The 11,857-nt window shown below is 63.1% G+C and carries 11 protein-coding genes and 1 tRNA gene; 11 read left to right on the forward strand and 1 reads right to left on the reverse strand.

The window, feature by feature from the left end; all coding sequences use genetic code 11:
- Positions 1 to 171: 171 nt before the first annotated feature.
- The 9 genes from thrS (at position 172) to ACPPVV_RS05265 (ending at position 7,965) form a co-directional block, all read left to right on the forward strand.
- Entirely contained in the window at positions 172 to 2,073 is a 1,902-nt protein-coding gene (gene thrS, locus ACPPVV_RS05225; RefSeq protein ID WP_426702416.1) for a threonine--tRNA ligase, read from the forward strand.
- A 29-nt stretch (positions 2,074 to 2,102) separates the two neighbouring features.
- Entirely contained in the window at positions 2,103 to 2,642 is a 540-nt protein-coding gene (gene infC / locus ACPPVV_RS05230) for a translation initiation factor IF-3 (RefSeq protein ID WP_426703171.1), read from the forward strand.
- A gap of 324 nt (positions 2,643 to 2,966) precedes the next feature.
- Positions 2,967 to 3,164 carry a 50S ribosomal protein L35 gene (gene rpmI / locus ACPPVV_RS05235; RefSeq protein WP_008213504.1) on the forward strand — a complete coding sequence of 66 codons (198 nt, stop codon included), beginning with the start codon at positions 2,967 to 2,969 and terminating at the stop codon, positions 3,162 to 3,164.
- Between the two features lie 11 nt (positions 3,165 to 3,175).
- Entirely contained in the window at positions 3,176 to 3,535 is a 360-nt protein-coding gene (gene rplT / locus ACPPVV_RS05240; protein WP_072757645.1) for a 50S ribosomal protein L20, read from the forward strand.
- Positions 3,536 to 3,785: 250 nt separating this feature from the next.
- Entirely contained in the window at positions 3,786 to 4,781 is a 996-nt protein-coding gene (gene pheS, locus ACPPVV_RS05245) for a phenylalanine--tRNA ligase subunit alpha (protein WP_426702417.1), read from the forward strand.
- 22 nt (positions 4,782 to 4,803) lie between these two features.
- Positions 4,804 to 7,182 (forward strand): phenylalanine--tRNA ligase subunit beta, encoded by a 2,379-nt coding sequence (gene pheT, locus ACPPVV_RS05250; protein WP_426702418.1) that lies wholly within the window; start codon positions 4,804 to 4,806, stop codon positions 7,180 to 7,182.
- Position 7,183: 1 nt separating this feature from the next.
- Positions 7,184 to 7,483 carry an integration host factor subunit alpha gene (gene ihfA / locus ACPPVV_RS05255; RefSeq protein ID WP_007804491.1) on the forward strand — a complete coding sequence of 100 codons (300 nt, stop codon included), beginning with the start codon at positions 7,184 to 7,186 and terminating at the stop codon, positions 7,481 to 7,483.
- Positions 7,464 to 7,820, forward strand: coding sequence for a MerR family transcriptional regulator (locus ACPPVV_RS05260; protein WP_007804493.1), 357 nt, complete (start codon positions 7,464 to 7,466; stop codon positions 7,818 to 7,820). Before ihfA ends, ACPPVV_RS05260 begins: the two co-directional genes overlap by 20 nt.
- 68 nt (positions 7,821 to 7,888) lie before the next feature.
- Positions 7,889 to 7,965 (forward strand) — tRNA-Pro (locus ACPPVV_RS05265).
- A 100-nt stretch (positions 7,966 to 8,065) separates the two neighbouring features.
- Here the strand turns inward: ACPPVV_RS05265 and serA are convergent.
- Positions 8,066 to 9,298, reverse strand: a complete 1,233-nt coding sequence (serA, locus tag ACPPVV_RS05270) for a phosphoglycerate dehydrogenase (protein WP_426702419.1) — start codon at positions 9,296 to 9,298, stop codon at positions 8,066 to 8,068.
- A gap of 125 nt (positions 9,299 to 9,423) precedes the next feature.
- Here serA and ACPPVV_RS05275 point away from each other — a divergent pair, with 125 nt between their 5' ends.
- Together ACPPVV_RS05275 and pip are read left to right on the forward strand one after the other, a co-directional pair.
- Entirely contained in the window at positions 9,424 to 10,815 is a 1,392-nt protein-coding gene (locus tag ACPPVV_RS05275; protein ID WP_426702420.1) for an FAD-binding oxidoreductase, read from the forward strand.
- 64 nt (positions 10,816 to 10,879) lie between these two features.
- The gene (pip, locus tag ACPPVV_RS05280; protein WP_426702421.1) at positions 10,880 to 11,839 is read left to right on the forward strand and encodes a prolyl aminopeptidase; all 960 of its coding nucleotides are present in this window, start codon (positions 10,880 to 10,882) and stop codon (positions 11,837 to 11,839) included.
- The last annotated feature ends 18 nt before the right edge of the window (positions 11,840 to 11,857 follow it).

Here is an 11,857-nt window from a genome sequence, read left to right on the forward strand (position 1 = left end):
TGGGCTAAACTAGCGTTTCTGCAATTTTACAAACCAAGGTGGCCTGCGCCTGCGCCGGCCGAGTGTGCGACATGGCAACTACCCGCTGCTCTTGCTGATATCCACCACGCCTTGTGCTTTTTATCGAAGAAGGGCGGATGCCCTTTTTTTGCTTTTCAGAGAATGGTTCCCATGATTGAGATCACGCTACCCGACGGCAGCAAGCGGCCGTTCGATCATCCCGTCACCGTGCAGGACGTGGCCGCCTCGATTGGCGCCGGTCTGGCCAAGGCGACCCTGGCTGGCAAGGTCGACGGCCAACTGGTCGATGCCGGTTTTCCGATTGAGCACGATGCCAGCCTGCAGATCGTCACCGACAAGAGCCCCGAGGCGCTGGAGATCCTGCGTCACTCCACCGCGCACCTGATGGGGCAGGCCGTGCAGCGGCTGTTTCCTGGAGCGCAGGTCACGATCGGTCCGGTGATCGACAACGGCTTCTACTACGACTTTGCCTACGAGCGCCCGTTCACCCCGGACGACCTGCCGAAGATCGAAGCGGAGATGCACAAAATCGTTGCCGAGCAATTGCCGGTGACGCGCAGCGTGAAGTCGCGCGACGAGGCAGTGGCGTTCTTTCGCGGCATGGGCGAGAACTACAAGGCCGAGATCATCGAATCGATCCCGTCCGACGAGCCGCTGTCGCTGTATTCACAGGGCGAGTTCACTGATCTGTGTCGTGGCCCGCACGTGCCGAATACCGGCAAACTGCGTGCGTTCAAGTTGATGAAGGTGGCCGGCGCGTACTGGCGTGGCGATTCCAACAACGCGATGCTGACCCGCATCTACGGCACCGCTTGGCTCAACGACAAGGACCTGAAAGCCTACCTGTACCAGCTGGAGGAGGCCGAGAAACGCGACCATCGCAAGATCGGCAAGCAGCTCGACCTGTTCCACCAGCAGGAAGAAAGCCCGGGCATGGTGTTCTGGCACCCCAATGGCTGGGCAATCTGGCAGCAGGTCGAACAGTACATGCGCGGCGTGTACAAAAAGAGCGGCTACCAGGAAGTGCGCTGTCCGATGGTGCTGGACGTATCGCTGTGGAAGAAGTCGGGGCATTGGGACAATTACGCCGAGAACATGTTCTTCACCGAGTCGGAGAAGCACACCTACGCGTTGAAGCCGATGAACTGCCCCGGCCATGTGCAGGTGTTCAACACCGGCCTGCACAGCTACCGCGAATTGCCGATCCGTTACGGCGAATTCGGCGGCTGCCACCGCAACGAACCATCCGGCGCATTGCACGGGATCATGCGCGTACGTGCGTTCACCCAGGACGATGGCCACATCTTTTGCACACCGGACCAGGTCGAGGCGGAAGTCACCGCATTCCATCTGCAGGCCATGAAGGTCTACGCCGATTTCGGTTTTACCGACCTGGCGATCAAGCTGGCGCTGCGCCCCGAAAAGCGCATCGGTTCGGATGAATTCTGGGATCGTACCGAGGAGATGCTGCGCAACGCGCTGCGCGCTGCCGGTGTGGCATGGGAAGAATTGCCGGGCGAGGGTGCTTTCTATGCACCCAAGATCGAATACCACCTCAAGGATTCGATCGGTCGCGCCTGGCAGGTCGGCACCATGCAGGTCGACTTCATGATGCCCGAGCGCCTGGACGCCGAGTATGTCGACGAACACTCGCAGAAACAGCACCCGGTGATGCTGCATCGGGCCATCGTGGGCTCGATGGAGCGCTTCATCGGTATCCTGATCGAACACCACGCCGGCCTGCTGCCCGCCTGGCTGGCCCCGATCCAGGCGGTGGCGTTCAATATCACCGATGCACAGGCGGATTACGTCCGGCAAGTGACGCAAACCCTTGTCGACAAAGGTTTCCGGGTACAATCGGATTTGCGCAACGAGAAAGTCGGCTATAAAATCCGCGAACATACGATGCAGAAAGTGCCTTATCTTCTCGTGGTTGGTGATCGCGAGAAGGAGACGGGGACCGTTTCTGTGCGTACCCGTTCCGGCGAGGATCTGGGCAGCATGCCGCTGGCCGACTTCATCGAGCGACTGGAGACCGAAACCCGGCGCTGAGCGCCGAGCGGTCTGTTTCATTACTTCTTCTGGAGGATCGTGGTATCGCAACCACCGACAACAAGGGCAATCGTCGTAACCTGGAAATCCGTGTGCCGCGGGTACGTGTCATCGGTGCCGAGGCTGAGCAGCTCGGTATTTTGACCCGTGACGAGGCGCTGGCACTGGCACAGGAAGCCGGCATGGATCTGGTCGAGATTCAGCCGAACGGCGATCCGCCGGTCTGCCGCATCATGGATTACGGCAAGTTCAAGTTCGAAGCGCAGAAGAAGGCACAGGCCGCCAAGAAGAAGCAGAAGCAGGTCGAGATCAAGGAAGTGAAGTTCCGTCCGGTCACGGACGTGGGCGACTACCAGATCAAGCTGCGCAACATGCTTCGCTTCCTCGAAGAAGGCGACAAGGTCAAGGTCACCATCCGCTTCCGCGGTCGCGAAATGTCGCATCAGGACCTGGGCCAGAACCTGGCCAAGAAGATCCAGGAAGATGTGGGCGAGAACGGCCAGGTCGAGTCCTTCCCGCGCCTGGAAGGTCGCCAGATGGTCATGATGATCGGGCCGAAGAAGAAGTAGGCCGTCCGCGCTGCGCCAAAGGGCAGAAGCCCGCTTGCGGGCGATGCCCTTTCGCCGCCTGGCTTGAAGGCAGTCGTTTCACATAAGTTGCGGGGGCAGGCCCCGCACCCCACCTCAATCCTCTCCTGAGGGGAGATGAGGCGACGGACAGCACTTCGTGCTGGTGTTGAGCCTTATGAACCCGTATGATTACGGGTTCGACCCGCTTGGAAGGGTCGTGCACCGATCGTGGCAGGACGGAAAGCGTGGCTTCAGGGCCACCGCCAGATCAGTCAGAAACCGGGGCCGTCCTCAACGGACGGGCCTCACACAAGGAGCATTCTCATGCCCAAGATCAAGACCAACCGGGCGGCTGCGAAGCGTTTTCGCAAGACCGCGTCGGGCAAAATCAAGTGCGGCCATGCGTTCAAGTCGCACATCCTGACCAAAAAGTCGACCAAGCTGAAGCGTGGTCTCCGTGCACCGAACCACCTCAAGGCATGTGATGCGCCGGGTGTGGCTCGCATGCTGCCGTATTTGTGAGGAGATAGACCATGGCTCGTGTAAAGCGTGGCGTCACCGCCCGTCGTCGTCACAAGAAAGTCATCGGCCGCGCCAAGGGCTACTACAACGCCCGCCGCAAGGTCTTCCGCGTCGCCAACCAGGCCGTCATCAAGGCTGGTCAGTACGCGTATATCGGCCGCAAGCAGCGCAAGCGCCAGTTCCGTGCGTTGTGGATCGTCCGCATCAACGCCGCTGCGCGCATGTTCGGCCTGTCCTACAGCCGCCTGATCAATGGCCTGAGCAAGGCTGGCATCACGGTGGACCGCAAGGTTCTGGCCGACATCGCCGTGCACGACATCAAGGCGTTTGAAGTGATCGCCGAGAAAGCGAAGGCCAGTCTGGCCGCTTGATCGTCGGACGCTCCTGCGTCAGCACGATATGATGTAAAGCAAGCGGGGAGGAGGCCAACGCCTCCTCCCCGTTTTTATTTGGATAAATGCTCTTTGCGATTGCCTCCTCCCCTTTGGGAGAGGATTGAGGTGAGGGTTCGGGGCTTGCCCGTTCCTTGTCGAAGCTGCTTCGATGGCCAATGGCAACGCTAAGGACTGTGCCTCACGCGGCCCGCTTCCCAAGGGAAGTGGGAAGAACGGGAATCACACGATGGACGATCTGGACAGCCGCGCCGCGCAGGCGCTGGCCGATATCGACAAGGCCGAGACGCTGGAGGTGCTTGACGCACTGCGCGTGGGCCTGCTGGGCAAGAGCGGCATCGTCACCGCCGCGCTGAAGACGCTGGGTGCCCTGGCACCGGACGAACGCAAGGCGCGCGGCGCCGAGGTGAACAAGGTCAAGGACCGGCTGGCCGAGGCGCTGGCGGCACGCAAGCAGTTGCTGGAGCAGGCGGAGCTTGGACGCCGCCTCGCCTCAGAGAAACTGGACATCAGCCTGCCTGGCCGCGATGGCGAGCGCGGCGGTATCCATCCGATCACCCGCGCACTGGAACGCATCGCGTCGATCTTCGCGCGGCTCGGCTACCAGCGTGCCGACGGTCCGGAGATCGAGGACGACTGGCACAATTTCGAAGCACTGAACTTCCCGCCGCACCATCCGGCGCGGGCCATGCACGACACCTTCTACTTCGGTGACGGCCGCCTGTTGCGCACGCATACCTCGCCAGTGCAAATCCGCACGATGAAGGGCCGCCAGCCGCCCATCCGCATCATTGCGCCGGGCAAGGTCTACCGCAGCGATTCGGACCAGACCCATTCGCCGATGTTCCATCAGATCGAAGGCTTGCTGGTCGACGAGACCTCCAGCTTCGCCGACCTGAAAGGCACGCTTGCCGAATTCATCCGCGCATTCTTCGAGCGCGACTTCGAGATGCGTTTCCGCCCCAGCTATTTCCCCTTCACCGAGCCTTCGGCCGAGGTGGACATACGTTGGGACGCCGAAGACGGTTCGACCCGCTGGCTGGAAGTGCTCGGTTGCGGGATGGTGCATCCGACCGTGCTGGCGAACTGCGGCATCGATCCGGAACGCTACACCGGCTTCGCCTTCGGCTTGGGCGTGGAGCGTTTCGCGATGCTGCGCTACGGCGTCTCCGACCTGCGCGCGTTCTTCGAGAACGATCTGCGTTTCCTCAAGCAGTTCGCCTGATCGCATCCAGGAATCCACAAGCATGAAATTTTCCGAGAACTGGCTGCGCGAGCTGGTCGAAATCAAGGCCGGCCGGGCCGAACTGGCCCACGCGCTGACCATGGCGGGGCTGGAAGTGGAAGAGCTCACGCCGCTGGGCGACGGCCTGGCCGGCGTGGTGGTGGCCGAGATCGTCGCTGCCGGGAAACACCCCGAAGCCGACCGCCTGCAAGTGTGCAAGGTCGATGCGGGGCAGGGCGAGCCGCTCCAGATCGTCTGCGGCGCGCCGAACGCGCGCGTGGGCATCAAGGTGCCGCTGGCCATGGTCGGCGCGACCCTTCCGGGAGGTATCGCGATCAAGGCGGCCAAGCTGCGCGGCGTGGAGTCGTCCGGCATGCTGTGCTCGGCAAAGGAGCTCGGCATCGACACCGATGCTTCCGGTCTGCTGGAGCTGCCGCTCGACGCGCCGGTCGGCCAGCCACTGGCCGATTACCTCGGCCTGCCTGATGCCAGTTTCGAGCTGAAGCTCACCCCGAACCGGCCCGACTGCCTGGGACTGGTCGGTCTGGCGCACGACGTGGCCGCCTTGTTCGGCAGCGCAGTGAAAATGCCGGTGCAAGCCGCCGTCCCGGTTACCGGTGATGCACGCCGCGGCATCCGCCTGGAAGCAGGCAAGGATGCGCCGCGCTATCTCGGCCGCATCGTCGAAGGCATCGATCCGTCTGCACGTACTCCGCTGTGGCTGGCCGAACGGCTGCGCCGAGCCGGGCTGCGACCGATCAGTGCCGTGGTCGACGTCACCCATTACGTGATGCTCGAGCTGGGTCAGCCGATGCACGCGTTCGACAACGACACGCTCGAAGGTGACATCGTGGTGCGCCATGCGCGACCCGGGGAAACGCTGAAGCTGCTCGATGGCAACGAAGCGAAACTGGACGAAGGTTTCGTGCTGATCGCCGACGAGCGCAAGGCGCTGGCCGTGGCCGGCGTGATGGGCGGGTTCGATTCACGTGTCACCGATGCCACCGGCAACATCTTTCTCGAATCGGCGCACTTCGCGCCGGCGGCGATCATGGGCCGCGCACGCAAGCTGGGCCTGCACACCGACGCTTCGCACCGCTTCGAGCGCGGCGTGGATCCCGAGCTGCCGCGTCGCGCGCTGGAGCGCGCCACCGAATTGCTGCTGACGATTGCCGGTGGAAAAGCCGGACCAGTGCTGGTAGCCGAGAACCTGGCCGATCTGCCGACGCCAACGGCGGTGACGTTGCGGCGTGCGCGGCTGAAACGCGTGCTGGGCGTGGATGTGGCCGATGCCGAGGTGGCGCGCATCTTCACTGCGCTGGGCATGCAAGTGGCGACGACGAGCGAGGGTTGGCAGGTCACAGCGCCAAGCAGTCGCTTTGACATCGAACGCGAGGAAGACCTCATCGAGGAAGTCGCGCGTATCTTCGGTTACGACAATATTCCCACCGCGACGCCCGCCGGTGCGTTGACGCTGACGATCGAGCCGGAAGCGCGCATCAACGAGCTGGCGCTGCGCGAGCAATTGGCGGCCCGCGGCTACTACGAGGCAGTGAACCTGTCCTTCGTGGCGGCCGACCTGTTGGCGGACTGGGGTTTCAACGAGCGGTTGGTGCCGCTGGCCAATCCGCTGTCAGCCGACCTGGCGGTGATGCGGCCCTCGCTGCTGCCCGCCCTGATCGAAGCACTGCGTCACAACCGCGCGCGCCAGCAGGAGCGGGTGCGATTGTTTGAAGTGGCGCGGGTGTTCGCCGCAGGCGATCCGCCCGTGGAAGTTCCCAGCCTGGCCATCGTCGCCAGTGGCCAGGCCCGGGCAGAGCAGTGGGGCGAGGCATCGCGACCGCTGGATTTCCATGACCTCAAGGGCGATCTCGATGCCCTGATCGCCTGGGGTGGTGAGCCGCAGCGCTGGTCGGTGCACGCCGATGAGCTGCCCGGTTGGCTGCATCCGGGCCGTGGCGCACGGGTGGTTCGCGATGGCGAGACCGTGGGTTATCTCGGTGCACTGCATCCGCAGCTGGCCAGGGCGCTGGACCTGGCCGCCGATGTGCACGTGCTGGAACTGGCGCTGGATCCGCTGCTGGCGCGCCGCCTGCCGCAGGCGCAGGCCGTCTCGCGTTTCCCGGTAGTGCGGCGGGATATCGCGATCGATCTGCCGGAAGCGGTCAGCTGGTCACAGATCGAGCAGGTTGTTCGCGGCACGCTCGGTGCGCGTCTCAAGGAACTGCGTCTGTTCGATCGTTACAGCGGCAAGGGAGTCGAAGCAGGCCGAAAAAGTCTCGCTATGGGCTTGATTTTACAGGACGCTTCACGCACCCTTACTGACGACGACGCGGATCGATGCGTACGCGAAGCGATCGCTGCGTTGGAGCAAACATGCAAGGCAAAGTTGCGAGGATGAGATGGCGCTGACCAAGGCGGAAATGGCCGAGCGGCTTTTCCTCGACGTAGGCCTCAACAAGCGTGAGGCCAAGGAATTCGTGGACGCCTACTTCGAGGTCGTCCGCGGAGCACTGGAAAACGGCGAGCAGGTGAAGTTGTCCGGCTTTGGCAATTTCGATCTGCGGCTGAAGAACCAGCGTCCGGGACGCAACCCGAAGACAGGCGAGGAGATTCCGATCTCCGCCCGACGCGTGGTGACGTTCCGGCCAGGACAGAAACTCAAGGTAAGGGTCGAGGGCTATGCTGGATCAAGGGAATAACACCGAACTGCCCGCCATCCCGGCCAAGCGCTACTTCACCATCGGTGAGGTCGGCGAGTTGTGCGGTGTGAAGCCGCATGTGCTGCGTTACTGGGAGCAGGAGTTCCCCGCGCTCAATCCAGTCAAGCGCCGCGGCAACCGCCGCTACTACCAGCGCCATGACGTGCTGATGATCCGCCAGATCCGCTCGCTGCTGTACGACGAGGGCTTCACCATCACCGGCGCGCGTGCCCGGCTGGAAGGCCCGCAGGCGCGAATGGAGGCAAGCATGTCGCACCAGATCGTGCGTCAGGTGCGGATGGAGCTGGAAGAAGTACTGACCTTGCTGCGCCGCTGAGAAAAGCGCTGCGGGTGGCTTCCGGCACAGCCCGGTGAGCTGTTAGACTAATCGTCTTGCCGAATCATCGGGGCGTAGCGCAGCCTGGTAGCGCATCTGCCTGGGGGGCAGAGGGTCGTCGGTTCAAATCCGGCCGCCCCGACCAATTCGGTATCGAGTAACAGAAAAGCGCCCTTGGGCGCTTTTTTCGTTGGGACAGGGAACAAAGGCAAAGCGGCGATGCTTTGGCCGTTGCCCGTTTCCCCTCAATACAGCACGCGGCTGCGCAAGGTACCCGGGATCGCCGCCAGCTGGTCCTTCAGCGCATTGGCCTGCCGCGGGTCGGCGCTGACGTCGATCACCACGTAGCCCACCTCGCTGTCGGTCTGCAGGAACTGTGCATCGATGTTGATGTTGCCTGCGGAGAACAATTCGTTGATGCGCGACAGGACACCCGGCACGTTGCGGTGGATGTGCAGCAGGCGGCGGCTGTGCGGGTGTTCGGGCAGGGTGACTTCGGGGAAGTTGACGGCTGACAGGGTGGAGCCGTTGTCGCTGTAACGGATCAGCTTGCTGGCAACCTCGATGCCGATATTGTCCTGCGCCTCCAGCGTGCTGCCGCCGATGTGCGGGGTGAGGATCACGTTGTCCATGCCGACCAGGGGCGACACGAAGGCATCGTCGTTGCCTTTCGGCTCGAGCGGGAAGACATCCACCGCAGCGCCGGCCAGATGGCCCTCGCGCAGCGCCGCGGCGAGCGCGTCGATATCCACCACGCTGCCGCGCGAGGCGTTGATCAGCATCGCGCCGGTGCGCATCTTCGCCAGCTGCTCGCGGCGAATCATCAACTGCGTGGCGGGCGTTTCGGGCACGTGCAGGGTGACCACGTCGGCGCGCTCAAGGAGTTCGTCCAGGCTGGATACGGCACGTGCATTGCCCAATGACAGCTTGGTTTCGATATCGTGGAAGATCACCCGCATGCCAAGGCCTTCCGCCAGCACGCCGACCTGCGTGCCGATGTGGCCATAGCCGACGATGCCGAGCACCTTGTCGCGCGTTTCGTAGCTGCCGCTGGCTGACTTGGTCCAGCCGCCGCGATGGCACAGCGCGTTCTTTTGCGGGATGCCACGCAGCAGCATGATCGCTTCGGCCACTACCAGCTCGGCCACGCTGCGCGTGTTGGAATAGGGCGCGTTGAACACCGGCACGCCCAGTTGGCGCGCCGCCACGAGATCGACCTGGTTGGTGCCGATGCAGAAGCAGCCCACAGCCATCAGCCGTTTCGCCTGCGCCAGAACGTCGGCGGTGAGCTGGGTGCGCGAGCGGATGCCGATGATGTGTGCGTCGCTGATACGTCGCTTGAGCTCGTCTTCCGGCAACGATTTCGCATGCAGCTCGACCTGGCTGTAGCCGGCTCGATGAAGCACGTCGACCGCGCTGGCGCTGACACCCTCCAGCAGCAACACCTTGATGTCCTGGCGCGGATAGGAGGTCTGCATGCGTCGGCCCGAGCGAAGTGAGGTTGCCGTCCACTATGCCAGAGTTCGAGCAAATTTGCGGCACTGCAACACTGGACGTGATGGGGCGCGACTGGCACGCTGTGACGATGACCCCGGAGCCCAGCATGTCCGATACCCGTCTAGCCGAATTGTGCCGCCGCTTGCCCGGTTTGCGCCTGCTCACCGCGCCGGCCGACCTGGAACATTACGGCCGCGACTGGACGCGTCGCTGGACGCCCGCGCCGCTGGCGATCGCGCTGCCGGGCAACGTGGAAGAAGTGCAGGCGGTTGTGCACTGGGCCAACGAGCAACGCGTGGCGATCGTACCGTCGGGCGGTCGAACCGGTTTGTCCGGCGGCGCCGTGGCGGCGAACGGTGAGCTGGTGCTGAGCTTGGAGCGGATGCATCGGGTGCTGGATTTCAACGCGGTCGACCGCACGCTCACCGTCGAGGCGGGCATGATCCTGCAGCATGTGCATGACGCCGCGCGTAGTCATGCGCTGATCTATCCGGTCGATTTCGCCGCTCGCGGCTCGTGCTCGATCGGCGGCAATATCGCCACCAATGCCGGCGGCATCCGGGTGATCCGTTATGGCAATACGCGCGAATGGATCGCCGGGCTGAAAGTGATCACCGGCAACGGCGAACTGCTGGAGCTCAACCGCGGCCTGATCAAGAATTCCAGCGGCTACGATTTCCGTCAGTTGCTGATCGGCTCGGAAGGCACGCTCGGCATCGTGGTGGAGGCCACGCTGAAACTGACCGATCCGCCACCGCTGTCGCAGGTGATGTTGCTCGCCTTGCCCGACATGGATGCGTTGATGCAGGTGTTCGCCCTGTTTCGCTCGCGCCTGCCGTTGCAGGCATTCGAATTTTTCACCGAGCATGCATTGCGGCATGTACTGGCCCATGGTGCGCAGCGTGCCATCGACGGCGATCACCCTTATTACGTGGTGACGGAATTCGATGCGGCTGACGAGCCGGCCCAGGATGCGGCACTGGCCGCGTTCGAACATGCATTGGAGCAGGGGTGGGTAAGCGATGGCGTGATCGCGCAGAGCGAAACCCAGGCGGCTGCGCTTTGGCGGCTGCGCGAAGGCATCACCGAGAGCTTGGCATCGCATCGGCCGTACAAGAACGACGTGTCGGTGCGGATCAGTGCGGTTCCAGCGTTCCTGCACGAGATGCAGGCGCTGCTTGCACGCGAATATCCGCAGGCTGAGGTGATCTGGTTCGGTCATATCGGCGATGGCAACCTGCATGTCAACGTGCTGCGTCCGGACGGTCTGGCCGAGGACGCATTCATCGCCCAGTGCGAGCACGTCACCAAGTTGCTGGCTGCCACCCTGCAGCATCACGGCGGCAGCATCTCGGCCGAACACGGCATCGGCCTGGTCAAGCGGGCTTACCTGCAAAGCACCCGCGGCGCGGAGGAAATCGCGCTGATGCGTGGTGTGCGCAACGTGTTCGATCCGAACGGAATACTCAATCCCGGCAAGCTTTTCGCGACCGACTGAAAAGCTTCGGAAGCCGCGCCCGTGCTAGTCTTTCGGGCTTGTTCGCCGAGTTTCAGGAGTCATCATGCCGTCGTCCCCACTACGTTCGCTGTATCCCGAAATCGAACCGTTTGACCGCGGATTCCTGCAGGTATCCCCGCTGCATTCGTTGTATTACGAGCAGAGCGGCAATCCCGACGGCAAGCCGGTGGTGTTCCTGCATGGTGGTCCGGGTGGCGGCACCAACCCGAAGTGCCGCCGCTTCTTCGATCCGGCCGTCTACCGCATCGTGCTGTTCGATCAGCGCGGTTGCGGCAAGTCGACACCGCATGCGGAGCTGACCGACAACACCACCTGGGATCTGGTTGCCGACATCGAACGCATGCGCGAGCACATGGCGATCGATCGCTGGCAGGTGTTCGGCGGTTCGTGGGGCTCCACGCTGGCGCTTGCCTACGCACAGACACATCCAGACAAGGTCACTGAACTGGTGTTGCGCGGAATCTTCATGCTGCGTCGCGCGGAACTGGAATGGTTCTACCAGAAGGGCTGCGACGCGCTGTATCCGGACGCGTGGGAAACCTATCTCCATGCGATTCCCGAAGTCGAACGTGGCGACCTGATGAGCGCCTACCACCGACGCCTGACCAGCACCGATGCGAAGACGCGCACCGCCGCGGCCCGCGCCTGGTCGGTATGGGAGGGTGCCACCAGCTTCCTGTGGCAGGACAAATCGCATATCGAATCCAGCGGCGAGGACGAGTTCGCGCTGGCATTTGCGCGCATCGAATGCCACTACTTCGTCAACGGCGGTTTCTTCGAACACGACGACCAGTTGCTGCGCAACGTCGATCGCATCCGTCATATCCCGGCGGTGATCGTGCAGGGACGTTACGACGTGGTTTGTCCATTGCGCAGCGCGTGGGATCTGCACCGCGCCTGGCCCGAAGCCGACCTGCGTATCGTGCAGGACGCCGGCCATTCGGCGTTCGAGCCGGGCAACATGCATGAGCTGATCGAGGCGACGGACCGCTTTCGCGGCTGATCTCGTGAAAACGCGAAG

Origin of the sequence: Rhodanobacter sp. Col0626 (genome assembly GCF_049994385.1) — a bacterium.
Classification (GTDB): Bacteria; Pseudomonadota; Gammaproteobacteria; order Xanthomonadales; family Rhodanobacteraceae; genus Rhodanobacter.

What these genes read in the sequence shown, in the direction of transcription:
- thrS (WP_426702416.1), top strand. Translation starts at nt 172, where the DNA reads ATGATTGAGATCACGCTACCCGACGGCAGCAAGCGGCCGTTCGATCAT.
- rpmI (WP_008213504.1), top strand. Translation starts at nt 2,967, where the DNA reads ATGCCCAAGATCAAGACCAACCGGGCGGCTGCGAAGCGTTTTCGCAAG.
- rplT (WP_072757645.1), top strand. Translation starts at nt 3,176, where the DNA reads ATGGCTCGTGTAAAGCGTGGCGTCACCGCCCGTCGTCGTCACAAGAAA.
- pheS (WP_426702417.1), top strand. Translation starts at nt 3,786, where the DNA reads ATGGACGATCTGGACAGCCGCGCCGCGCAGGCGCTGGCCGATATCGAC.
- pheT (WP_426702418.1), top strand. Translation starts at nt 4,804, where the DNA reads ATGAAATTTTCCGAGAACTGGCTGCGCGAGCTGGTCGAAATCAAGGCC.
- ihfA (WP_007804491.1), top strand. Translation starts at nt 7,184, where the DNA reads ATGGCGCTGACCAAGGCGGAAATGGCCGAGCGGCTTTTCCTCGACGTA.
- ACPPVV_RS05260 (WP_007804493.1), top strand. Translation starts at nt 7,464, where the DNA reads ATGCTGGATCAAGGGAATAACACCGAACTGCCCGCCATCCCGGCCAAG.
- serA (WP_426702419.1), bottom strand. Translation starts at nt 9,298, where the DNA reads ATGCAGACCTCCTATCCGCGCCAGGACATCAAGGTGTTGCTGCTGGAG.
- ACPPVV_RS05275 (WP_426702420.1), top strand. Translation starts at nt 9,424, where the DNA reads ATGTCCGATACCCGTCTAGCCGAATTGTGCCGCCGCTTGCCCGGTTTG.
- pip (WP_426702421.1), top strand. Translation starts at nt 10,880, where the DNA reads ATGCCGTCGTCCCCACTACGTTCGCTGTATCCCGAAATCGAACCGTTT.